A 23,662-nucleotide genomic window follows, 5' to 3' on the forward strand; every position below is an offset into this window, starting at 1 on the left:
GGTATAGTCGGCTGACATCGCTAGCTAAACTAGCAAACAGGAGGCACGATGAGCGAGACCGAGTATGTCGTCCTTCTTGACGACTGGGGCAACGAGATCGGAACCGCGCCGAAGGCCAGTGTGCACGGCACCGATACCGCCCTTCACCTCGCGTTCTCCTGCCACGTCGTCAACGCCGCGGGTCAGGTGCTCGTGACGCGTCGCGCGCTCGACAAGAAGACCTGGCCGGGTGTCTGGACGAATTCGTTCTGCGGCCACCCCGCCCCCGCCGAGCCCGTCCTGCAGGCGGTCCACCGCCGTGCCGCCTTCGAGGTCGGGCTCACGATCTCCGACGTCGAGCTCGCTCTCCCGCTCTTCCGCTACCGCGCCGTCGACGCCAGCGGCATCGTCGAGCACGAGATCTGCCCGGTGTACGTCGCGCGCACCGACGAGGAACCCCGCCTGAACCCGTCCGAGGTCGCCGAGTCGCGGTGGGTCGACCCCGCCGATCTCGCCGCCGCTCTCGAGGCCACACCCTGGGCCTTCAGCCCCTGGCTCGTGCTCCAGGCGCAGCAGCTGCACCTGTTCTCGCCACCACCGGCCATCCGGGCAGCCTCATGATCGCGCTGTCGACGACCCCGACGGCCCGCGCCGCCATCGACGACGCGGTCGACACCGTTCTCATCCGGCTCGCCCGCCGTCTGCGCGACCACGGCGACGGCGCCCGCGCTCTGGCATCCGCGATCGCCCGATCGGCTCAGGGGGGCAAGAGGTTCCGTCCGTTGCTCGTCGTCGCCGCGTTCGACACGTTGCGGGGCGACGAGGGCGACCGCGCTGCGGTGTACCAGGTGGCTGCGGCCTTCGAGCTCCTGCACACCGCCTTCGTCATCCACGACGACGTCATCGACCACGATGTCGAGCGTCGCGGCGTCGCGAATGTGGGCGGCGAGTTCCGCGCCCGCGGGACCGAGCGCGGCGCGGACGCCGCCGGCGCGGCCCTCCTCGGAGACGCCGCGGGCATCCTGGCCGGAGATCTTCTGCTCCACGAGGCCGGACGCCTCGTGGCGCTGGCGGACCTGCCGACCGGTGTGCGCGGGGAACTCCTTCGACTCCTCGAGGACGCGGTCCTGGTGTCGGCGGCCGGAGAGCTCGCCGACGTCGAGAACGCCGTGTCCGCTCGTGACGTGGATGCCGAGACCATCCTCCGTACGACGCACGACAAGACCGCCGTGTACTCGTTCTCGGCCCCCCTCGAGGCGGGGGCCGTGCTCGCGGGCGCCGATGCCCCCCTGCGGGCCGCGTTGGCGCGCTTCGGCCAGCGTCTGGGTCTGGCGTACCAGCTCGTCGACGATCTCATCGGCGCCTTCGGTTCTTCCGAGGTCTCCGGCAAAGACGAGGGCTGCGACCTTCGCGAGGCCAAGAAGACGCACCTCATCGTCCTGGCCCGTGAGACCGAGTCGTGGCCCGCGGTGAGCGACGCCCTCGCGCAGGCGCACACGGGTCCGGTCGCGATCCGGGCAGCCCAGCGCGCGCTCAGCGAGTCCGGAGCGCGCAGCAGGCTGGAAGACCTCGTGCGCGAGACGCTCGACGAAGCGCGCGCGATCGTCACGGCATCCACCCTCCCGGAAGAATGCCGCACGATGCTGCACGACCTGGTCGACGCCGTCGAGGGACGCGTCCCGTGAGCGCGACCGCGACCGGACTGGAGCTCTACTCGCGGACGGCCGACGACGCCGCCGCGGCGGTGATCAACAGGTACTCGACCTCGTTCGCCCTGGCCTGTCGACTGCTCGGTCCCCGGCCGAGGCCGCACGTGCGGAACATCTACGCGCTCGTCCGTGTCGCCGACGAGATCGTGGACGGACCCGCGCACGACGCCGGCCTCTCCCCCGCGCAGGAGCGGGCCACGCTCGATGCGTTGGAGAGCGAGGTGCGGGATGCCATCGCCTCCGGCTTCAGCGCGAACCTCGTCGTCCATGCCTTCGCGCGGACCGCGCGCGAGTGCGGCATCGGCGACGATCTCATCGCCCCGTTCTTCGCCTCCATGCGCACCGACCTCGACACCGCCGCCCACGACGACGCATCGCACGACGCCTACGTCTACGGCTCGGCGGAGGTCGTGGGGCTGATGTGCCTCCAGGTGTTCCTCAACGCCGGGATGTCGGCACCGGCACGCCCCGCCGCCGATCTCGTCGACGGGGCCCGGCGACTGGGAGCGGCGTTCCAGGACGTGAACTTCCTGCGCGATCTCGACGACGACGCCGAGCGGCTCGGCCGGGACTATCTCGACGGAGCGGCCGGTGACGAGCGTCGCGCCGAGGTCCTCGATCGCATCGACGCAGACCTCGCCGCGGCCGCGGCGACCGTCCCGTTCCTCCCCCCGGACTGCCGTCGAGCGGTCACGGCCGCACACGATCTCTTCGCGGAACTCTCGCGGCGCCTGCGCGCCGCACCCGCGGGCGCACCGCGCGTCCGTGTCCCCGACGGCGTCAAGGCGACCCTCGCCGTCCGCGCCTTCCTCGGACGCCCACCGAAAGGGGCCCACGTATGACCTCGCAGCGCATCGTCGTCGTCGGAGGAGGAATCGCCGGCCTCGGCACCGCGGCACTCCTGGCCGATCGGGGACACGACGTGCACCTGTTCGAAGGTCGAGACCAGCTCGGCGGTCGTGCCGGTTCGTGGGAGAGCGACGGGTTCCGGTTCGACACGGGCCCGAGCTGGTACCTCATGCCCGAGGTGTTCGACCATTTCTTCCGTCTGCTCGGCACGAGCGCCGCGGAACAGCTCGACCTCGTGCGGCTCGACCCGGCGTACCGCGTGTACGGTCCCCCCGGTAAGGGCGATCCGATCGACGTGGTCTCCGGCCGGGAGGCCGTCCGGGCGCTGTTCGAGCAGCACGAGCCCGGCTCGGGCGACAAGGTCGAGGCGTACCTGGACTCCGCGAAGGACGCCTACGAGCTGTCCACGTCCAAGTTCCTGTACGACACGTACTCGTCAACCCAGGGACTCCGCGACCCCGCTCTCGTGAAGCGGCTCCCCACGCTCATCCCCCTCCTCACGCAGACCCTGTGGAAGCGGGTCACGCGTGACTTCTCCAACCCTCGACTGCAGCAGATCCTGGCCTACCCCTCGGTCTTCCTGGGCGGGTCGCCGTTCGAGGTTCCGAGCCTGTACCACCTGATGAGCCACCTCGATCTGGGCGACGGCGTGCTGTACCCGCGCGGCGGCTTCACCGAGATCATCGCGGCGATCGAGCGCCTCGCCCGCGAGCGCGGCGTGCAGATCGAGACCGGCGTCCCCGTCGAGGCGATCATCACCGACGACGGCATTGCCCGCGGCGTGCGCCTGGCCGACGGTCGGATCGTGCCGGCGGATGCCGTGGTCTCGGGCGCCGACCTCCACCACACCGAGACGCAGCTCCTCGAAGACGGCGATCGGCAGTACCCCGAGAAGTGGTGGAAGGACCGCGTGCCGAGCCCCGGCGCGCTGCTGCTGCTGCTCGGCGTCAAGGGCGAACTTCCCCAGCTCACCCATCACACGCTGCTCTTCACGGACGACTGGCACACCAACTTCGACGCGATCTTCGGCGAGAACAAGCGCATCCCCGATCCGGCATCCATCTACGTCTGCCGCCCGAGCGCCTCGGACGACACGGTCGCGCCCGAGGGGTACGAGAACCTCTTCGTCCTGGTCCCGGTCCCCGCCGACCCGGTCAGCGGCCGCGGGGGCGTCGACGGCGCCGGTGACCCGCGGATCGAAGCCGCCGCGGATCGTGTCATCGCGCAGATCGGCGAGTGGGCCGGCATCCCGGACTTCGCCGAACGCATCGTCGTGCGCAAGACCATCGCGCCCGAGGACTTCGCGACCGACCTGCACGCCTGGCACGGGAACTCGCTCGGCCTCGCGCACACGCTCGGCCAGAGTGCGATCTTCCGGCCGAAGAACCGCTCGCGGAAGGTCTCGAACCTCTACTACGCGGGAACCTCGGTGCTGCCGGGCATCGGCCTTCCGATGTGCCTGATCTCGGCTGAGCTCGTGGTGAAGCGTATGGCGGATGACCGCACCGCGGGTCCTCTGAACGAGCCGGCGCGCGCGGCGGTCTGAGATGCCCGGGATCTACCTGGGCGCGATCCTGTTCTCGCTGGCGGGCATGATCGCCGTGGACCTGAAGTTCGATCTCGCACTGCGCCGGGCACCCGGTCGCACGGCACTCGCGGTCGGGCTCGGCACGGTGTTCTTCCTCGCGTGGGATGCCGTCGGCATCCTGTCCGGCGTGTTCGTGAAGGGCCACAGCCCCCTCTTCGTCGGCATCGACCTCGCCCCGCACCTGCCGCTCGAAGAGGTGTTCTTCCTGCTGTTCCTCAGCTACCTCGCGATGGTGCTCTGGACGGTGTTCGAACGCCTGCAGGCGCGACGGGACGCCGGGCGACGGGCGCGCAGCGGGGTCGAGGAGACCCCGTCGTGACGTATCCGCTGATCCTGATCCCCTTCGTCGTCATCACCGCCGTGATGACACTGCTGAGTGCACGTCGACCCGACTTCGCGCGCCGCATGCGCGCGTCCGGCTGGACGGCGCTCGCGCTCGCCGCCCTGACCGCCGTCTTCGACAACCTGATGATCGCCGTCGGCCTGTTCTCCTACCCTCCGGAGCACCTCAGCGGGCTGCGGATCGGGCTCGCCCCCCTCGAGGACTTCGCGTACCCCATCTGCGCGGCGTTCCTCGTGCCGGCGCTCTTCACGCTCGCCCCCGCTCGGAGGGAAACCGCATGACCATGCCCGCACTGACCCCAGGACGCGTCCTCCGAGAGCTGTTCGTCTCGTCGCGACCGGTGAGCTGGATCAACACCGCGTTCCCGTTCGCGGCCGCGTACGTGCTCACCACCCGCCAGGCGGATGCCACTCTCGTCGTCGGCATCCTGTTCTTCCTCGTGCCCTACAACCTCACGATGTACGGGGTCAACGACGTCTTCGACTACGAATCCGATCTCCGCAACCCCCGCAAGGGCGGCACGCACGGCGCGGTGCTCGCCAAACGCATGCACCCCATCACCCTGTGGGCCTCGGCGATGTCGTGCCTGCCGTTCGTGGTGTTCCTCGTCATCGTCGGGTCGCCGCTGTCCTGGCTCGTCCTGGCGCTGAGCCTGTTCTTCGTGGTGTTCTACTCCGCTCCCCCGCTGCGACTCAAAGAACGCCCGTTCGCGGACTCGATGACCAGCAGCATCCACTTCTTCTCCCCCGCCGTGTACGGTCTGGTCCTCGCCGGCGCGACGTGGACGTGGCAGCTCGTGGCCGTGATCGTCGCCTTCGCGCTGTGGGGCATCGCCTCGCACGCCTTCGGCGCCGTGCAGGACGTCGAGGCCGACCGCGCCGCCGACATCTCGTCGATCGCGACCGCCCGCGGAGCGAGATGGACCGTGCGCTTCGCGCTCGCGGCGTACGCGCTCGCCGGAGTGGTGATGCTGCTCACCGCTTGGCCCGGCCCGCTCGCGGCGCTGCTCGTGATCCCCTATCTCGTGGTGTGCTGGCCGTACCGCAACGTCACGGATGCCACGTCGGACACCGCCACGGCGGGCTGGAACCGCTTCCTCTGGCTCAACCAGATCGCGGGCTTCGGCACGACACTGCTGCTCATCTGGTGGTGGTTCCTGAGCGCCTGAGCCGACGGCGGTTCAGGTCCGGGACGCAATGGCATCCCCAGTGTCCCCGACACACGGATGCCGTCCCTCCTCGTCCGCGTGTTCCGGACACCGAACGGGATGGATGCCGCTCACACGGCGTTCCTTCGCGCCGGGCGGGGGCAGCGCGGGGCCGCCCGGCGCAGGACGTGAGAGAGGCCGGCTCCCCGAAGGGAACCGGCCTCTCTCACGTGCGCGGGATCAGCCGCCGGGCGTCGGGCTCGGCGTCGGCGTCGCGGTTCCGCCCTGCGCCTGATCCTCGAGCTCGATGAGACGCTGGACCGCCGCGTTGAGGCGGGCGTCCTGCGTGGCGAACTCGGCGAGGTTGCCCGCGGTCAGGGCGGCCTGCTTCGCCTGCAGAGCGGCCTGCGCCTCGGCCAACGCCGCCGCGTAGTCGCCCGCCGGAGCCGTCGGGGTCGTCGAGGTTCCGTCCCCGCCCGTGCCCGTCTGGTCGGTCGGCGTGACGGACTCGTCGCCCGTGGCCGCACCGGAATCACCGCCGAACAGCGAGTCGAGCGCTTCGCTCAGGGTGTTCTCAAACGCGATCTTGTTACCGAACGCGACCAGCACGCGACGCAGCTGCGGCAGCTGCGTGCCGCCGGAGGACTGGACGAACACGGGCTGCACGTAGAGCAGACCGCCACCGACGGGGAGCGTCAGCAGGTTGCCGTTGAGCACCTGCGACTGGCCCTGCTTCAGGATGTTGATCTGCGACGACACCGTCGTGTCCGAGTCGAAGGTGTTCTGCACCTGACCGGGGCCGGGCACGGGCGTCTCCGCGTCGATCACGAGCATGCGCAATCGGCCGTAGTCGGAACGTTTCGCGCCCTTCTCGTTGCCGGCATCCGAGTCGACCGCCAGATATCCGGTCAGGACGTTGCGCGCCTGTCCCTGCGATGCCGGGATGAAGCTCGTGAACATCGAGTACGACGGGGCGTCCTGACTCGGCATCTTCATCGTCAGGTAGTACGGCGGCTGCAGCTCGTTGGCATTCTGCGGGTCGTTGGGCGTCGTCCACCGGTTGTCCTGCTGGAAGAAGGATCGGGCGTCATCGACGTGGTAGACGCCCAGCATGGAGCGCTGGACCTTCAGGAGGTCGGTCGGGTACCGCACGTGACTCATCAGGTCGGCCGACATCTCGCTCCACGGCTGGAGGCTCGTGGGGTAGATCTTCTGCCACGCCTGCAGGATGGGGTCCTGGTCGTCCCACGCGTACAGCGTCACCTTGCCGTCATACGCGTCGACCGTGGCCTTGACCGAGTTGCGGATGTAGTTGATGTTGTCGAGCGAGTACGTCGGCGACGGGGTGTTCGAGTCGGCGATGGCGCGGGACAGCGACACGCTCGACGAGTACGGGTAGTTCGCGCTCGTGGTGTAGCCGTCGATGACCCACTTGATACGACCGTCGACCACCGTCGGGTACGGGTCGCTGTCGAGGGTCAGGTACGGCGCGACCTTCTGGACGCGCTCCTTCGGGTTGCGGTCGTAGAGGATCTGGGAGTCCTGGTTGACGTAGTCCGAGAAGAGGATCTGCTCCGACTGGAACTTCAGCGCGTAGATCAGGCGGTTGAAGACGTTGCCGACGCTCGGGCCGCCGTCTCCGCGGAACGTCGTTCGGGTCTCCGTGCCACCGTCGGCGCCGATCGGGTAGTCGAGCTCGATGTCCTCGCCACCCTCGGGTCCGCCCACGATCGAGTACGGCGGCGACTGCTCGCCGAAGTACACGCGCGGTTCGTAGTTGAGGTCGGTGAGGAAGCCGGTCCCGGGGATGGCCTGTTCGAGGAACACCGGGTCGCCGTCGTCCGTGCGCTCGTTGCCCGCCGCCGCGACCATGCCGTAGCCGTGCGTGTAGACGAGCGTGGTGTTCTGCCACGACGCCGCGTCGCCGAGCTGTCCGATGTTCAGCTCGCGCAGCGACACGACGGCATCCTGCGTCTGACCGTTGATCGTGTAGCGGTCGACGTCGAGCGGGTTGTTGAACTGGTAGTACGCGCGGTACTGCTGCAGCTGGCGGACCGTCGGGCCGATGATCGCCGGGTCCATGATGCGCAGCTGGGCCGTGGAAGAGGCGTCGTTGCGCAGCTGGCCGGCCTCGGCGGTCGTCGCGGCGGCGAAGTTCTCCTTCTCGATGCCGTCGATGCCGTACGCGGCCTTCGTGCTGTCGATGTTGCGCTGGTAGTACTGGCTCTCGAGCGCGAGCTGGTTCGGGCGCACCTGGAACGTCGTGACCGCCCACGGGATGGCGGCGCCGACGACGATCGCCGAGACCACGAGCAGCGCGGTCGCGATGAGGGGGTACCGCCAGCGTCCAATCACCGCGGTCACGAAGAACGCGAGCGCGACGATGACGGCCGCGATCGCGAGGATCGTCTGCCCGGGGATGACGGCGTTCACGCCGACGTACCCCGGACCGGTGATGCGGTCCTCCTGGTTGACGAGCGTCGTGTAGCGGTCCAGCCACAGGCTGCCGCCCTGCAGGAGCAGGTACAGACCCGCGAGGACCGCGAGCTGGATGCGCGCCGCCTTGGAGATGCGCAGCTCGCGCTGGCCCACGCGGACCGAGCCGTAGAGGTAGGACACCACGGCGGTGAGCAGGAGGCACACGAGCACGACGGCCGACGCGAAGCCGAGGACCGTGGTGTAGAAGGGCAGCCCGAACAGGTAGAAGCCGGTGTCCAGACCGAACTGCGGGTCGGTGGTCGAGGTGGCCACGCCGTTGAACCAGAGCCAGGTCGTCTCCCACTGCGCGGAGGCGGCGAAGCCGGCGAAGAACCCGAAGAAGATGGGGATGCCCCACATCGCGAGGCGGCGGAGCGGCTCCACGACCTCCTGGTAGCGATCGAGCTGCGAGCTCAGACGCGCGTAGACGGGACGAAGGCGGTAAGCGAGCTGGATGACGCCCCACACCGGGATCGCCATGGCGAGGAACCCGATGACGAACATCACCGTCCGCGCGATCCACTGGGTGGTGAGCACCTCGGTGAAACCGAGCTGCGAGAACCACAGCCAGTCGGAGTAGAGGTTGGCGAAGACGAAAAACGCCACGACCAGGGCGGCGATGACCGCCAGCGAGATCGAGATGATCCGTCGTGAACGGTTCGGGGGCGTGGCCTGGTTCGGCGCTGAGGTCGTGGTCACGCGTCCATCCTAGGCGGCCGCCTCTGAGGGTGAGCCGTGGATACTACGATCCCGAGGCGGGTGTCCCGTCGCACGTCGGCAGGGCGTCGAGGTCGCCCCCGTCACGGATGGTCTCGAGGGCCGTGAGGGAGTCCTGCAGCGTCGACACGGAGAACACCCGGATGCCGTCGGGCACATGCCCCACCACTTCGTTGCAGTTCGACTGCGGGGCCAGGAACCAGGTGGCGCCGGCGTTGCGGGCGCCGTAGAGCTTCTGGCGGATGCCTCCGATGCCGCCCACGTTCCCGTCGGCGTCGATGGTGCCGGTCCCGGCGATGTGCTGGCCTCCGGTCAGATCGCCCGTCGACATCTTGTCGATGATGCCGAGCGCGAACATCATGCCCGCGCTCGGTCCGCCGACGTTGTTGATCTGGATCTTCACGTCCACGGGCAGGTCGAAGTTGAGGGTCAAGCCGACGCCGAGGAGCCACTGCTGCTGGCCGTCGACGTCTGTGAGTCGCGGGGTGACCGACACCGAGCTCTGCGCCCCGTCGCGCTCGATACCGAGCTCCACCGGGGCACCTCCCCCGGCCTGCACGGCCGATCGGATGTCCGCCACGCTCGCCACGGGTGCACCGTCGAGGGCGGTGATGACATCACCGAGTCGGAGCACACCCGCCGACGCCCCCGAGTCGTCGATGGTGCCGACGACCACGTCCTGCGGCACGGTGTACCCGAGCTGGCGGAGGGCCGCGGCCGAGGCCTCCAGCTGCGAGTCGCTCATCAGCGCGGCGTTCTCGGTGTTGCGCTGCTCGGTCGACTGGCCCGACGGGAAGATGCGGTCCAACGGCACGACGGCGCGCGAGGGGTCGAACCACGCCTGCGCGAGCTCGATCCAGCTCGGGGTGCGCTCGCGATTGCCGTTGATCTGGACCGTGAGCAGATCGAGCTGCCCCGCCGAGGGCGTGTCCTTCTCGTCGGGCACGGTGATCAAGGGCACCTCGTTCCCGTCCGCGTCCGGCGACGTCCCCAGCGTGTTGAGGACGGGCCCCGGCTGCTGGATCACGTACGGCGACGGCAGGAACGACAGCACGAGCAGCACGAGCGTGGCCACGACCAACGACCATGCGCCGAACACCGTCGATCGGCTCCAGCGCCGCCGAGGGGCGGGCACGACGGAGACGTTCTCGTCGAACAGGGTCACGGGTCCCACCTTTGCCGGATCGTTCGCGCGCGGCGTAAGCGGCGAGGGGCCGAGCCGAGGGAAGCGAGGAATCGTGCGACTAGCGTAGATGCCGTTCCCCTTGACCCGGCTGAAAGGCGGCTGAAGTGGCAGACGACGACCGGAACCCCGAAGAGGAGTTCCAGGAGCTCCTGCGGCGCCTGATGTCGGGCGACACCTCTGGCCTGGACGCCGCGGAGCTCTCGCGTCTGTCCGGGATGCAGATCGACCCGGCCATGATGCAGGCGGTCATGAACCAGTTGCAGGGCGCGTTCTCCCAGACACAGGACGGCATCGACTGGAGCCTGGCCGAGCGTCAGGCGCTGCACATCGCGAACCAGGACGGTCTGGGGGTGACCGCGGGCGAGCGCACCGACCTCGATCACGCGTTCTCGCTCGCCGCCCTCTGGCTCGGCGAGGCCACCACGATCGGCGACCTCCCGCGCCCGCCGAAGGCCGTGACCCGCGGCGCGTGGGTGTCCGCCACACTGCCGGTCTGGCAGGAACTGGCCGAGCCGGTGGCCACCAGCATCGCCGACGCGCTCACCGACGCGCTCGGGCAGCAGGCGCCCGACGACATGCAGGATCTGATCGCCGGAGCGGGCCGCCTCATGCGCACCGTGGGCGGCTCCCTGTTCGCGACCCAGCTCGGTCACGTCGTCGGACGCCTCTCCACCGAAGTCGTCGGCGGCGGCGATGTCGGCATCCCGGTCATGCCCGACGGAGACGCGGCGATCCTGCCGCAGAACTTCGCCGACTTCGGGCGCGACCTCGAGATCCCCGACGACCAGCTGGCGCTGTACCTCGCGACGCGCGAGCTGGCGCACGCCCGTCTGTTCCGCCACGCCCGCTGGCTGCGCCTGCACGTCATCTCACAGGTGCGGGAGTTCGCCCACGGCATCCGGGTCGACACCGACGCTCTGGAGGAACTGGCGTCGCGGTTCGACCCGTCACAGCCTGAGGAGCTGCGCAGCGCCCTGGAGAGCGGCGCGCTCCTCCCTCAGCGGTCCGAGGAGCAGACGGCCGCACTCACGCGGCTCGAGAACCTGCTCGCGACCATCGAGGGCTGGGTCGACGTGGTCACGGAGGACGCGACCTCGCGGCTCCCCTCGGCGGTTCGGATCGCAGAGGCCGTGCGCCGTCGCCGTGCCGTCGGAGGCCCCGCCGAGCAGGCCTTGGGTTCGCTCGTCGGGCTCGAGCTGCGACCGCGTCGCATGCGCGAAGCCGCGGCGATGTGGCGCGCGGTCACCGACGCCGTCGGCGTGGCGGGGCGCGATGCGCTGTGGGACTACCCCGACCTCATGCCGACCGCCGAGGACATCGACGACCCGGCGGGTCTCGTGGCACGACTGACCGCCGCGTCGCGCGGTGAGGCCGCGCCGTCGGACGCCATGGACGATGCGCTCGCGCAGCTCATCGCCGAGGAGACGGCGGCCGCGTCCGGCGAGGACGAGACCGAGGCCCCGGGTCGCGGCGAGGGCGACGACGACGCGACGCCCGACGACCAGCGCCCGGTCTGATCCCTCCTCCCCAGGGGCCCCACGTGACGGCGGCCCTGGGGACAACCCTTCCGGCGCCCCGGGACCGCGTCATCATCGGGGCATGATCCGACTCGACCCCTCTGCTCCCCCGCTCTGGCGCCACGACGGCACCGTGCAGTTCGGCTTCCCCGCACGGGCGCAGCTGTCGCGCCGTGACCGGTGGACGGATGCCGCCCTGACCGCGCTCGAGGCCGGGACGACGCGCTCGGCGCTCCGCGCGCTGGTGCGTCTGCACGGCGGGCGTGATCGCGACGCCGACGATCTCGTGTCGCATCTCTCCTCGGCGCTGGTCCACCGGCGCCGGACGGCGCCGCTCATCGTCCAGGTGGCCGACGATCTGCCCGCCGCGGCGGTGCGCGCGGTCCTGGCCGCCCTCCCGGCCCGCACGCCGCGCATCGACTGGGCGGGTCCCGCCACGCATCGTGTGCCCGCCGGCTCCCGGGTGCTGCTGCTGGCCGCCCACCGGGTGGATCCGCGGCGGGCGGTCGACCTGATGCGCCACGACATCGTGCACCTGCCGCTGGTCCTCGACGGCTCCGCCGCGACCATCGGCCCCGTGATCGCGCCGGGAACGACGGCGTGTCTGAGCTGCCTGGACGCCACGCTCCGCGACGAGGACCCCGCGTGGCCCCTCATCGCCGCGCAGCTGCTCGCGCGCCCCAGACCCGACGTCGACGTCGCGCTCGCCGCCGAGGCGGGCCGGGCGGCGCGACACGTGCTCAGCGGTCCGATCGGCCCCGTGTCGCGGTCCCTGCACCTGCGCGTCGACTCGCTCCAGCGGGCCTGGCGAACGCATCGGCCGAGCGCAGACTGCCGCTGCCGATCTCTCGGAGGAATCGCGACGGCGACCGCTCCGATCGCCCTCGCCCGCGCGACCAGCTCACCGACAACGTTCGCGCGGCTCGCGTGACACCGACGTACGCGAGCCGCCGCTCCTCGTCCACAGCCTCGAAGGTCTGGGCGTATGAGATCGGGAGAAGCCCTTCGCTCACCCCGACGAGGTGGACGTGATCCCACTCCAGACCCTTGGCCGCGTGGAGAGTCGCGAGCGTGACCGTCCGAGTGGCCGGCTCGTGCTGATCCTTGGCGCGTGCCTGAAGATCGTCGGTGAACGCGCGCAGATCCGTTCCCTCCGGGGCCTCTTCCGCCAGTCGCAGAAGCGCCGCACGCGCCTCCCACGCATCGCGGAGCGCTCCGCCCGCGGCGGGCGGCTCATCGGTGAGGCCGACGCTGCGCAGCACATCGCGCACGGTGGCGAGGAACCCCGTGTCCAGCGGCGCGACCGACGCGGCGCGCAACGCCATCAGCGCTTGACGCACCTCGGGCAGATCGAAGAACTTCCGACCGCCGAGCACCGTCGCGGCCAGCGACTGCTTCGCCAGGGCGCTCAGCAGGACCGCCGACTGCGCGTGCGACCGGTACAGCACCGCGATGTCGCGCGGGTCGGTTCCCCCACGGACGGCCGCGGCGATGGCCGCGGCGACGCCTTCGGCCTCCGCTTCCTCGTCATCGAACGCACGCACCGTCGGCACCGGCGCCTCGTGCGACGCGGGAGAATCCTGCGGCGCGGCGGCGACGAGTTCGAGGGCACCCGGCCGACCCCGCATGAGGTCGTTCGCGACGGCGAGCACGGCTGCCGTGGAGCGGTAGTTGCGTTCGAGACGTACGACCCGCGCATCCTCGTGCGTGCGGTCGAACTCGAGGAGGTATCGCGCATCGGCTCCGGTGAACGAGTAAATCGTCTGGCTGGCGTCCCCGACCACGCAGAGGTCGCGCCGATCGCCGAGCCAGAGCTCGAGCAGGCGGTTCTGCAGCGGCGACACATCCTGGTACTCGTCCACCGTGAAGTGGCGGTACTGCTCCCGCACGGCCGCCGCGACCCGTGGCTCGGCCTCGATCATGCCCGCGCACGTCAGCAGGACGTCCTCGAAGTCCATCTGCCGACGCTCGTCCTTGAGCTTCTCGTACGCGCGCTGCAGAGCGACGACCTGATCGACGGTGAGCCGTCCGACGCCGCTCGGCCGCTCGGCCGCATACTGCTCGATCGAGCGCATCGTGACCTTCCGCCACTCGATCTCGCCCGCGACGTCGCGCAGGGTCGCGGTGTCGGGAGCGAGTCCGACGCCGTCGGCGGCGTGGGCGAGCATCCGGACCTTGTTGTCGATGATGGTCGGGGCCTGGTCGCCGGCGAGCGTCGGCCAGAAGAAGTTCACCTGCGCCAACGCGGCCGCGTGGAACGTGCGCGCCGACACCCCCGTGACTCCGAGCGCGCGCAGTCGCCCGCGCATCTCCCCCGCCGCCTTGGCCGTGAACGTGACCGCCATCACTCGCTGCGGGGAGTAGGCCCCGGTGTCGACGCCGTGCGCGATACGCCGCGTGATGACCCGCGTCTTGCCCGTGCCGGCGCCGGCCAGGACGCAGACCGGCCCCCGCAGCACCCGCGCCGCCTCGAGCTGGTGCTCGTCGAGCCCGCTCAGGGGATCGACGCTCATTCGATCCCCCGGTACCACTCGTCGATCAGCCGATGGGCGATGGATGCCGCTCCAGGGAGCTGCACGGCCGTCTCGCCGCGCAACGCCGCGCCGATCTCCGCCCGATCGAACCACCGCACCTCGACGATCTCCTCCCCGTCGGGGCGGGCCTCGTCGTCGCGGACGGCGCGTGCCCGGAACCCGAGCATGAGGGAACGGGGGTACGGCCACACCTGCGAACCGCGATACCGGATCGCCTCGAGGCGGACTCCGGATTCCTCCCACACCTCGCGGGACACGGTGGTCTCCAACGACTCTCCGGCCTCGGCGAACCCGGCGAAGCACGAATACCTGCTGCCGCCCCACGCCGCGTTGGCGCCGAGGAGCACCCGGTCGGGATCGTCGGCGGACGACACGAGCACGATGACCGCCGGGTCGGTGCGCGGGAAGTGCTCGCGGCCGCAGTGGGGGCAGTGTCGCGACCATCCGGCCTGGCGAAGGATCGTGCGCGTGCCGCAGGCCGGGCAGAAGCCCGCATCGCGCAGCCAACCCGAAAGGGCGACGGCCGTCCCGAGGATCTCCGCTTCATCGGCGGGCAGGTCACCTCCGACCGAGCGGAGCGGCGCCCACCGGGCACCGGCGGCCGCGGCCGCGGCCGGTTCCTCCTCGACGACCGCCAGCAGCAGCGCGGCGCCGTCGGCCGACCGCCCGAGGAACGCCCACTCGCGCACCGAGGGCAGATCCGCCACTCCCAGAAGCAGGAGGCGCTCGTCCGCGACAGGGGCTGCATCGCCGAGAACGGCCAGGACCCTCGTGTCGGATGCCGCCCGGATCGTGCCGATGAGGTCGTCGGCATCGCGCTCCGCCCCGGCACGGTCGAGTGCTCCACCGGGCCAGGGACCGGGAACCGCGGGAACGGGCAGCAGCATCGAACACCTCTCTCAAGGGCGTGGCGAGGGGGGATCGGGCGAGCGACCGACCTACCCTGGGGGCATGGCACGCTCGCCCCTCACTCTAGCCGCGTCCGCGACGGCGGCCCTGCCCGGTATCGGCGTGACGGGCGTCGCTTCGCTCACCGAGAACTCCGCCGGGCGCTTCGATTCGGCGCTCCTCTCGCTCGCCGACGGACGCAGCGTCGTCGTGCGGATGCCGTCGAGCGCGGAGACGGCAGCCGACCTCGCCGCCGAGTCCCGCGCCTTGCACGCCCTGACGTCGGGAGTCCGTGCGCTCCTGCCCTTCGCCGCGCCCGAGGTCATCGGTGAGAACGGCTCCGGTGAGAACCGCGTCCTGGTCGTGGACGTCGTCGACGGGTACCGCATCGATCCGGGCGAACTGCCGAAGGGCCCGGGCTACGCGCCCGCCATCGGCGGCGCGCTCGCGGCCGTCCACGCCCTTCCCGTCTCCGTCGTCCGCACCGACGGGCTGCCGGTCCGCGCGCCCGAGCAGGTCCGCGACGACGTCGAGCGACTCCTCGACCGCGCCGACGCGACCGGCAGAGTGCCCGACGGCCTGATGATGCGGTGGCGGCGCGCCCTCCACGAATCCGATTTGTGGCGATTCGAATCCGCCGTCGTGCTCGGCGGCGCCACCAGCGCCTCGATCCTCCTCGTCGACGACCCTGACGGGGTACCGCAGGTCAGCGGCATCCTCGACTGGTCGGGACTCAGTGTCGGCGACCCCGCCGTGGACCTCCGCTGGCTCGCCTCCGCCCCCACCGCGATCGACGATGTGTACGACGGATACGCGGCCTCGGGTGAGCGCTCCCCCGACCCGCTCCTGCGCGAGCGGGCCCGCCTCTACGCCGAACTGGAGTTCGCGAAGTGGCTCGTGCACGGGCACGACGCCGGCGAGTCCGAGGTCGTCGCCGACGCCGTCGCCCTGCTCGAGGCGCTCGCCGACGGGGTGCGCGGCGATCACATCGTCGCGTCGAGCCGGTCGGACATCGACGAGGCGCTCGCCCTGGTGGAGAAGGTCCCCCCGACGGCCGCCACCGCCGTGGACACGTCGATGCAGACCGACGCCTACGACCCCGAGGCCCTCTCGCTGTATCTGTCGGCCGAACGCGACCGGGAGGCGGCTGCCGCCGCGCTCGCGGATGCCCGGTCGCGAGAAGCGCGCGGCATCGAGACGGAGTTCGGCGTGAGCGACGGCTCGGAGGAACCGGGCCCGACCGCGCCGATCGACCTGGACGGGTGGACGCCGACCGCGTCGCCGGGGACCGCCACCGGACCGTCGACCCCTCCCGACGACGACGTGCTCGCAGCGCCGTCGACGGGCGAGCCGACGGATGACACCAACCTTCACGACGCCGTCGACGACGAAGAGGATGCCGCGCGCGCCAGCCGCGCCGCACTCCGCCGATGGGGCGTCGACCGCGACGAGGCCTGAGCGCGACCGTCGGTCGCTTCGGCGCGCCGCGCCACCTCTACTCGGAGCGCGGCCTCTCAGCCGCGCAGCACCAACTCGTCGCCGACGTAGAAGAGCGTGACGTCGATACGGTCGAACGGGACACCGTGCTTGGCGTGGTACGCCTCGCGGTACAGCTCGAGCTGCAGCATGCGCGAGCGGCGTTCGGCCTCGGTCGTCGGCGGTCGACCGGTCTTCCAGTCGACGATCTCGTAGCGATCCCCTCGGCGGTAGACGGCATCCAGCTTGCAGATGACGACGTGCGGACGTCCGTCGAGCCGCGTCGTCACGAAGTCGATCTCCGTCTCGACCTCGAGCGGCTGCAGCCCCGCCCACTCCGATCTCTCGAAGATCTCCCTCAGCCGCTGCAGCTCCTCCGTGTCGGCTGCCGACGCCCCCTCGTCATCGTCGTCCCAGAGGCCGGTGTCATCGAGTCCCGCACCGGCACCGACGAGGCCGGATCGTTTTTCGACCCACGCGTGGAACAGGGTCCCCAGCCGGGTCTGGCGGTACGGCCGTTCCGGCAACGGTCGACGCAGCTCCTCCACAGCGGCGCCGTAGTCGGCGACGAAATCCTTGAACCTCGACGCCGGGATGCGCGTGGGGGCGGGCGCGTGCGTCGGACGCAGACGGTCGGCTCTCTCGGCCAGAAGGAGTTCGAGGTCGGGGTCAGGATCGGACGGAGGGCGCGCACGGGCGGCGTTCACGTCATCGACGGCCGCGGTCACCGCGGTTCTGCGTGCACCGAGCGGGTCGAGGGGCCAGTGCATCAGCCGCCGCTCACCGTCGTACGGATCGTCGCCAGGGTCGCCGACGGCGAGAACCAGGCCGAGCGCGCCGGTCGCCTCCTCGAGGAACACGCTCGGTGTGCGCGGGCGCTTCGTGCCCGACCAGCTCGATCCGGACAGGAGCAGGTGGTCGCGGGCACGGGTGAACGCGACGTACGCGAGGCGACGATCCTCGTCGAGCTGCCGCGCCCGGTTCGCCTCGACGAACGCCTCGATGGCCGCTTTCAGGTCTTGCTGGGTCTCCGCGCCCCGCCACCCCAGGGCGGGCAGCCAGGCGGAATCGCCGCGGAACTCCGACGGAAGGATGCCGAAGCCCAACCAGCCCTTGGTGTCGCGGGCGAGCGAGGGGAGCTCGTCGGTGACGAGGCGCACGACCGCGACGGCGTCCCACTCCAAGCCCTTCGACCCGTGGATCGTGAGCAGTTGGACGACGTCGTCCTCGGGGGGCTCGGTGCGCGGCGCGAACTCATCCGCCTGCTCGGCGTGGTCGAGCCAGGCGAGCAGGCTCGTCACCGATCCGGACTCGTCCGCGGCGAGGAAGCCGCGGATCTCGTCGACGAAGGCGCGGAGCTGTGCCGAGGCGATCCGGACCGGTCCGCGCGACTCGTTCGCCGCCAGCTCGATGTCGAGCCGCAACTCCGCCTCGATGAGGCGGATGAGCTCGGGAATGGGTGCGCCGATGGTGCGGCGGAGGCCCGCGAAAACCGCGCCGGCCTCCCGGAGACGTGCACGTCCCTCTTCGGTGAAGTCGGCGAGCCACCCGTGACCGTCGGTTTGTCGCGCGACGAAGTCGAGTGCATCGACGAGGGAGGCACGATCGGCCCCCGGGGTCGAGCGCAGGCGCTCCACCACCTCCGGCGCGAGCGGCTGCAGCGAGACGTCGTGGGTCGCGAGTCGGCGTGCGAGCTGGGCCAGGGCGCGAAGGTCGGCGAGACCGATCGACCAGCGCGGGCCCGACAGCAGTCGGATGAGCGCCGACCCCGCCTCGGGGTCGCTGATGACACGCAGCGCGGAGACGACGTCGACGACCTCGGGGGTGGTCAACAGTCCCCCGAGCCCGAGGATACGGTGCGGGATGCCCCGCCGTCCGAGGGCGTCGCCGAAGCGGACCATGTGTTTCTTGCTGCGGAACAGCACGGCACCGGTCGTCGTGCGATCCTGTGCGGCGCGCGCCGCGCGCACTCCGGCGAACCATGCGGCGACACGGTCGGCCTCACTGTCGAGGTCACGCTCGAAGATCGCTTCCACCCGACCGTCGGGGGCACCCGGGCGGGAGAGGAGCTCCTCGACGGCGACGGGCGACCGGCTCGCGAGCGGCGCGAGAACGGCGTTCGCCGCCGTCAGCACGCGCGCACTGTTCCGCCAGCTCGTGCGCAGCGAGAAAGTCCGGCATCCCCCGCTCGGCACGAACGCGGCCGGGAACCCGCCGAGGTTTCCGGCGCTCGCGCCGCGCCACGCGTAGATGGCTTGATGGGGATCGCCGACCGCCATGACCCCCGTCCCGCCGAACAGGGTCGAGAGCAGATCGGTCTGCACGACCGACGTGTCCTGATACTCATCGAGCAGGATGACGCGGAACCGCGACCGCAGTTCCTCGACGACCGGCGGGTGCTCGCGCACGATCCGCAGGGCGCCGGCGACCTGGTCGGCGAAGTCCATGACGCCCAGCCGCGCCTTCTCCCAGTCATAGGCCGAGGCCAGTTCGGCCAGCAGTCCCAGAGCCGAGACCCGGGATGCCGCATCCGCGACGTCTTTGTACACGCCGACGCGGGAGGACGTGGACGGCCGCTCCACGATGCGACCGAATTCGGACGGGAACGCGGCGAGCCGCTCGAGATCGACGAGGTTGTCCACGCTGTCCCGGGCGATGCGGAGAGCCGCGTCGATCAGCGTGCGCGGGGACTCCTGCCGCTCCTCCAGCCGCGGGTCGTCCGAGGTGAAGACGACCCGGCGCATGAGGAGCCACGCCGCGGATTCCGACAGCACGGCCGCCTCGGAATCGCGGCCGATGCGGAGGCCGTGCTCGCGCACGATCGAGTCGGCGAAGCTGTTGTAGGTGGACACCGTCGGGCGGTGCAGCAGCTGGTCGTCGTCGCCCGTGGCTTCTTCGTCGACACCGCATTCGCGGGCGAGGTCGTCGAGCACCCGCCGCCGCTCCGCGTCGCCGCGAGCGCCGTCGACCTTGGCCAGCTCGGCGAATATCGCGAGGCGCCCCTCGGCGTGCAGGGCGGCCAGTCGAGGCAGCAATCCCCGCGCCTCGAACTCGGACAGCCGGTGGAGTCGCCGGTGGATGCGCTCGGCGAGTTCTCCGGCAGCCTTGCGGGTGAAGGTGAGCCCCAGCACCTCATCGCGGCGGACGAGCCCGTTGGCCACGAGCCAGACCACGCGTCCCGCCATGGTCTCGGTCTTGCCGCTTCCCGCACCCGCGACCACGAGCGCCGGCGCAAGCGGCGCTTCGATCACCGACGTCTGTTCCGCGGTCGGAGGGAACTGGCCGAGCGCGGCCGCGATCGTCGCAGCGGACAACAGCGCGGTCACGAAGCACTCACCGCCGACACGGTGTGGATACGACACAGACCGAACGAGAACTCGTCGCGGCAGTGCACCTCGTACGGGGCGGCGAAGCGGTGGCCGCGCATGACTCCGACCGCGTGCTGCACGCGCTCGACGAAGTGAGCGCGAGCGTCGTCGTCGAACGGCGGCTGATGCGGCTCGGCGTAGTCCTTCGTCGCGGCGGTCGGACGCAGCACGAGCAGCTTCGCCCCACCGGCCGGCATCCCGGCCACCTGCTCGATGGCGCCGGACGAGAACGCGAGCTGATAGGCCGCCAGCTGCGGGTTGTCGGCGACTTTCGCGTCGGTCTGGGGTTCGCTCTTCCCCGTTTTGAGGTCGACGATCACGACCTCCCCGCGGGGCGTGATCTCCACTCGGTCGATGTCGCCGCTGAGGACCGCTCCGTGCTCCCCCGCATCGGCGATCGGGATCGCGACCTCGAAGTGACGCTCGGCGCCGACGAGCCGGCCACCCGCATCATCGAACCGACGCAGATAGAGAGCGAGCCGTCGGATGAGCTCGCGAGCCCGGACGCGTTCCGCCCGCTCGCGCCAGGCGGCGTCGAAGACGAGTTCGCCCCACCGCTGTTCGACCACGTCCCACAGGGCCTGTTCCGAACCGTCCGTCGCGGTCTCGAGGGCGGCGTGGATGATCGTGCCGACGCCCGCGGTCGTCCCGCTCCGGTCGCCGCCGAGGTCGCCGATGACCCAATCCAGCTCGCACTGCTCGAGGGCATGCAGCCGTGACGGCGAGACGCGGACGTCTTCGCGTTCCAGGTCGCGCAACGGCGCCGTGGAGCTCGGAGCGGCCACCCCGTACCACTGCTCGGGCGCGGCGCCCGCGACTTCGGCGGCCGCCAGCAACGCGAGCTGCCCCGCCGCGTGGCTCCGTTCCCGGATCGGCGAGCGAGGCGACGTCAGCGTGCGGCGGTGACGCGCCACCAGACCGCGGAGCGAGAGCGGGTGCTCGGGCACGGATGCCGCGGGCTCCGGTGTCGGCAGCATCTCGAAGAGCACGCTCGGCCCGGTGTCGTCGTCGTCGACCGCGGTCACGATGAGGCGCGTATGCGCGCGCGACAGTGCGCGCACGAACAGACGCAGCTCGTCGTGCATCGCCGACCGACGACGGTCGAGCATCCCCGGGGCGGGAAGATCGGGGAAGTGCACCGCGTCGGCGAGGCGCCAGGTCTCGAGAAGCCCGCCGCGCAGCCGCGTGTTCGGCCACACCCCCTCTTGGACACCGGCGATGACGACCGTGTCGAACGCGGTTCCCGCGGCCGCCGCCGGCGTGAGCACGCGCACGGTGTCGATGACCGCGGGCTGCTCGATCCGGTCTTCCGCGACGTCGCTGTCGAGGACCGACCGCAGGAAGACGGCCGCTTCGCCGTCGGGTTCTCGCTCGGTGAAACGCTTCGCGGCCTGGAAGAGCGCCACGATCGCGTCGAGGTCGCGATCGGCCTGCTCCGCGAGCGGCCCGTGCCCGCGCGAGGCCTCGCGCCACGGACGGGAGAGACCGCTGCGCTCCCACGCGGTCCACAGCAGCTCGTGCGCGGTGGCACGCTGCGCGGCCTGGGCCCGCAGCGCCGCGAGCGTCTCGCCCACTCGGATCGCGCGACGGGCCTCGCGGGTGTCGATCGTGGCGAACTCGAGCGGATACCGAAGACCCGACATGAGCAGTTCGGCCGCGGAGCGCGTCCCCCCGGCGGCCAGCTCCTCCTGCCGCAGTGCGGCACGGAGACGCCGGAGCTCGATCGGGTCGAGACCGCCGTAGGTGCCGAGGAGCGTGTCGAGGACGGCATCCGGGGTCCAGCTCTCGGGGTCGCGCATGCCGAGTTCGACCAGCGCGACGAGGTCGCGCACGGTGCGCTGGGCACCGAGCGCCAGACCGGGCCCGCTCGCGCGCGCCGGCACTTCGCGCGCGCCGAGCTCGGCCTCGAGGGCGGCGACCTGACGAGAGTCGTGGGCGATGACCGCGCAGGAACTCCACGGCACACCGTCGAGGACGTGCCGTTCGCGCAGCAGGCGGGCGATCGCGTCCGCCTCTTCGGCGGGAGAGCGCAACAGGTAGGTGCGAACCGACCCCTCCGCGGCGGCACCGGACGGCGCGCGACGGTGGGCGACCACCCCGGCCGCGCCGATGCGCGCCGCGACACTGCGCACGAGGTCGATCTGCTCGGCGGTTCCGCGATGGGGCTCGCCCAGGGCCGTGAGGGTTCCGAGCTCGGCCGCGAGCCGTGCGAAGTTCTCGGGCGTCGCACCGCGGAACGCTCCCGATCCCACGTCGGGGTCACCGAACGCGACGACGCCCATCCCCCGCGCCCGGCAGGCCCGCAGGAGATCGACGGCGCCGGAGGTGAGTTCCTGCGCATCGTCGACGAGGATGCAGCGGATCGAGCCGAAGCGGCCGAGGAGCTCGCGGTCGATCGCGGCGGCATCGAGGACGGCGACGGCTTCCCGCGCCAGATCGGCGGCGTCACGATGAGCCCCGCGCATCTGCGCGCGCACCGCACGGTACTCGGCCGCGAAGGAGCCGACCGCCGCCCACACCGGGATGGCGTGCTGCGCCGCCAGGTCGGACAGATCGTCCGGCCCGATCCCGAGGTCGGTGCATTCGGCCAGGAACGCGCGCAGGTCACCACGGAAGCCCCGGGTTCCGCGGATCGCCGGCCCGAGCCACTCGGGCCACCGCGAACGGCCTTCGGCCTCGTCGATGGCGTCACCGTCGAGGAGTTCGCGGATGATCTGGTCTTCGTCGCCGCCGGTCAGCAGCTGCGGCGGCTCGGCCCCGCGCCGGACCTCGGCACCGCGGACGAGCTGGAACGCGAAGGAGGCCACGGATCGCGCGACCGCCCCCGCCGTCGCCCGCCCGACCGCGAGGGCGAGACGATCGCGCAGGGCCGTCGCCGCCGGGCGTGTCGGTGTGAGCACGAGGAGGTGATCGGGGTCGACGCCGCGGGCGACGAGGGCGCGCACGCGGGCGAGCAGGGTCGACGTCTTCCCCGAGCCCGGAGCGCCGACGACCGCGCCGCCGGCCTCGGGCGCCCAGTCGACGACGACGCGCTGTTCGGGATCGAGTTCCGCCTCGTCGAGCGGCCGCGCGGACCACCGGTCATCGGGCACCTGCAGGATGACACCCGCGCCGACCGTCGGGGCTTCCCGACCCCTTCGGGCGAGAGTGGCGGCATCCGGATCCTGCATGTCATCCACGCTAGCCGCGGCCTCCGACACCGACCCCGCGACCCGCCCCGTTCGCCGTCCGCGAAGCCGGGCCGCGGGCGGGGAACGCCCCTCCGCACGTGTCGTAGAGTCGGATCATCGCGCCGGGTGGACCGAGTTTCCCGGGCGGAAAGGGAGCATCGTGGACATCCGCATCGGCATCACCAACACCGGCCGCGAGCTGAACTTCGAGACCGGAGAGTCCTCGGATGCCGTGAAGTCGGCGATCGCCGCAGCGCTCGACCAGTCCGCCAGCCACGTCACCTTCACCGACGTCAAGGGCAACTCCTACATCGTCCCGACCGCGAACCTCGCGTTCGTCGAGCTCGGCACGGAGGAAGCCCGCCGGGTCGGATTCGTCGCCTGACCCTCCGCCCGTGCAGATCCTCCTCGCGCTGATCTTCGGCGCCGTCGTCGGCCTCGCCGCGCACTTCGTGCTGCCGCACCGCGAGGTGCGCGGGGTGGCCCTCGCGCCCGTGACGGGCGCGGCAGCCGCGGGAGTGTCGTGGACCCTCCTCACGTGGGTGGGGATCGGGTTCGACTCGCCGGTCCCGTGGATCGTCTCGATCGTCGCGCCCGCGGTCGCAACCCTCGTCCTGCTTCCGATCGTGTCACGCGTGCGCCTCCACGCGGACGCCGACCTCCGGGCCCGCAGCGGCATCTGACCGCCACGGCCCTCGTCGTTTCGCGGACTC

General features: G+C 71.2%; 17 protein-coding genes. 11 read left to right on the forward strand and 6 right to left on the reverse strand.

Features of this window, described 5'->3' with window-relative positions; translation table 11 throughout:
* The first annotated feature begins 48 nt into the window (after positions 1-48).
* The 7 genes from idi to BGO45_RS03100 are packed head-to-tail and all read left to right on the forward strand — an operon-like array spanning position 49 to position 5,636.
* A complete protein-coding gene (gene idi / locus BGO45_RS03070; protein WP_292690832.1) occupies positions 49-600 on the forward strand; it encodes an isopentenyl-diphosphate Delta-isomerase in 552 nt (183 codons plus the stop codon).
* The gene (locus BGO45_RS03075; RefSeq protein WP_292690833.1) at positions 597-1,664 is read left to right on the forward strand and encodes a polyprenyl synthetase family protein; all 1,068 of its coding nucleotides are present in this window, start codon (positions 597-599) and stop codon (positions 1,662-1,664) included. Before idi ends, BGO45_RS03075 begins: the two co-directional genes overlap by 4 nt.
* Positions 1,661-2,530, forward strand: coding sequence for a squalene/phytoene synthase family protein (locus BGO45_RS03080; RefSeq protein WP_292690835.1), 870 nt, complete (start codon positions 1,661-1,663; stop codon positions 2,528-2,530). The genes BGO45_RS03075 and BGO45_RS03080 overlap by 4 nt, the downstream gene beginning before the upstream one ends.
* Positions 2,527-4,083, forward strand: coding sequence for a phytoene desaturase family protein (crtI, locus tag BGO45_RS03085; protein ID WP_292690837.1), 1,557 nt, complete (start codon positions 2,527-2,529; stop codon positions 4,081-4,083). The genes BGO45_RS03080 and crtI overlap by 4 nt, the downstream gene beginning before the upstream one ends.
* Position 4,084: 1 nt before the next feature.
* Positions 4,085-4,444: a lycopene cyclase domain-containing protein gene (locus BGO45_RS03090; RefSeq protein WP_292690838.1), complete on the forward strand. Its 360-nt coding sequence runs from the start codon at positions 4,085-4,087 to the stop codon at positions 4,442-4,444.
* Positions 4,441-4,749 carry a lycopene cyclase domain-containing protein gene (locus BGO45_RS03095; protein WP_292690839.1) on the forward strand — a complete coding sequence of 103 codons (309 nt, stop codon included), beginning with the start codon at positions 4,441-4,443 and terminating at the stop codon, positions 4,747-4,749. Before BGO45_RS03090 ends, BGO45_RS03095 begins: the two co-directional genes overlap by 4 nt.
* Entirely contained in the window at positions 4,746-5,636 is an 891-nt protein-coding gene (locus tag BGO45_RS03100) for a prenyltransferase (RefSeq protein WP_292690840.1), read from the forward strand. The genes BGO45_RS03095 and BGO45_RS03100 overlap by 4 nt, the downstream gene beginning before the upstream one ends.
* 219 nt (positions 5,637-5,855) lie before the next feature.
* Here the strand turns inward: BGO45_RS03100 and BGO45_RS03105 are convergent, their stop codons facing one another.
* Positions 5,856-8,792, reverse strand: a complete 2,937-nt coding sequence (locus BGO45_RS03105; RefSeq protein WP_292690842.1) for a UPF0182 family protein — start codon at positions 8,790-8,792, stop codon at positions 5,856-5,858.
* A 43-nt stretch (positions 8,793-8,835) separates the two neighbouring features.
* Entirely contained in the window at positions 8,836-9,975 is a 1,140-nt protein-coding gene (locus tag BGO45_RS03110; protein ID WP_292690844.1) for a S16 family serine protease, read from the reverse strand.
* Positions 9,976-10,100: 125 nt separating this feature from the next.
* Between BGO45_RS03110 and BGO45_RS03115 the strand changes: the two genes are divergently transcribed.
* Positions 10,101-11,513 (forward strand): zinc-dependent metalloprotease, encoded by a 1,413-nt coding sequence (locus BGO45_RS03115; RefSeq protein ID WP_292690846.1) that lies wholly within the window; start codon positions 10,101-10,103, stop codon positions 11,511-11,513.
* Positions 11,514-12,253: 740 nt separating this feature from the next.
* On the opposite strand, the gene BGO45_RS03120 is transcribed toward BGO45_RS03115, so the two are convergent.
* Complete coding sequence (locus BGO45_RS03120) at positions 12,254-14,026, reverse strand: ATP-dependent helicase (RefSeq protein ID WP_292690848.1); 1,773 nt, start codon at positions 14,024-14,026, stop codon at positions 12,254-12,256.
* Positions 14,023-14,934 carry an NAD(+) diphosphatase gene (nudC, locus tag BGO45_RS03125; protein ID WP_292690850.1) on the reverse strand — a complete coding sequence of 304 codons (912 nt, stop codon included), beginning with the start codon at positions 14,932-14,934 and terminating at the stop codon, positions 14,023-14,025. Before nudC ends, BGO45_RS03120 begins: the two co-directional genes overlap by 4 nt.
* Positions 14,935-14,998: 64 nt before the next feature.
* Here nudC and BGO45_RS03130 point away from each other — a divergent pair, with 64 nt between their 5' ends.
* Positions 14,999-16,393, forward strand: a complete 1,395-nt coding sequence (locus BGO45_RS03130; protein WP_292690852.1) for a phosphotransferase — start codon at positions 14,999-15,001, stop codon at positions 16,391-16,393.
* Between the two features lie 56 nt (positions 16,394-16,449).
* Here the strand turns inward: BGO45_RS03130 and BGO45_RS03135 are convergent, their stop codons facing one another.
* Positions 16,450-19,737: an ATP-dependent DNA helicase gene (locus BGO45_RS03135; protein ID WP_292690855.1), complete on the reverse strand. Its 3,288-nt coding sequence runs from the start codon at positions 19,735-19,737 to the stop codon at positions 16,450-16,452.
* A complete protein-coding gene (locus BGO45_RS03140) occupies positions 19,734-22,949 on the reverse strand; it encodes an ATP-dependent DNA helicase (protein ID WP_292692837.1) in 3,216 nt (1,071 codons plus the stop codon). The genes BGO45_RS03135 and BGO45_RS03140 overlap by 4 nt, the downstream gene beginning before the upstream one ends.
* A gap of 160 nt (positions 22,950-23,109) precedes the next feature.
* Here BGO45_RS03140 and BGO45_RS03145 point away from each other — a divergent pair, with 160 nt between their 5' ends.
* Together BGO45_RS03145 and BGO45_RS03150 are read left to right on the forward strand one after the other, a co-directional pair.
* Entirely contained in the window at positions 23,110-23,334 is a 225-nt protein-coding gene (locus BGO45_RS03145) for a DUF3107 domain-containing protein (RefSeq protein WP_292690857.1), read from the forward strand.
* Between the two features lie 10 nt (positions 23,335-23,344).
* On the forward strand, positions 23,345-23,632 hold the full coding sequence (locus tag BGO45_RS03150; RefSeq protein WP_292690859.1) for a hypothetical protein: 288 nt from the start codon (positions 23,345-23,347) through the stop codon (positions 23,630-23,632).
* Positions 23,633-23,662: the final 30 nt, after the last annotated feature.

Source organism: Microbacterium sp. 71-36, from assembly GCF_001898305.1.
Classification (GTDB): domain Bacteria; phylum Actinomycetota; class Actinomycetes; order Actinomycetales; family Microbacteriaceae; genus Microbacterium.

Coding starts and splice junctions, on each gene's coding strand:
- idi (WP_292690832.1), top strand. CDS start 49: ATGAGCGAGACCGAGTATGTCGTCCTTCTTGACGACTGGGGCAACGAG.
- BGO45_RS03075 (WP_292690833.1), top strand. CDS start 597: ATGATCGCGCTGTCGACGACCCCGACGGCCCGCGCCGCCATCGACGAC.
- crtI (WP_292690837.1), top strand. CDS start 2,527: ATGACCTCGCAGCGCATCGTCGTCGTCGGAGGAGGAATCGCCGGCCTC.
- BGO45_RS03090 (WP_292690838.1), top strand. CDS start 4,085: ATGCCCGGGATCTACCTGGGCGCGATCCTGTTCTCGCTGGCGGGCATG.
- BGO45_RS03100 (WP_292690840.1), top strand. CDS start 4,746: ATGACCATGCCCGCACTGACCCCAGGACGCGTCCTCCGAGAGCTGTTC.
- BGO45_RS03120 (WP_292690848.1), bottom strand. CDS start 14,026: ATGAGCGTCGATCCCCTGAGCGGGCTCGACGAGCACCAGCTCGAGGCG.
- nudC (WP_292690850.1), bottom strand. CDS start 14,934: ATGCTGCTGCCCGTTCCCGCGGTTCCCGGTCCCTGGCCCGGTGGAGCA.
- BGO45_RS03130 (WP_292690852.1), top strand. CDS start 14,999: ATGGCACGCTCGCCCCTCACTCTAGCCGCGTCCGCGACGGCGGCCCTG.
- BGO45_RS03140 (WP_292692837.1), bottom strand. CDS start 22,949: ATGCAGGATCCGGATGCCGCCACTCTCGCCCGAAGGGGTCGGGAAGCC.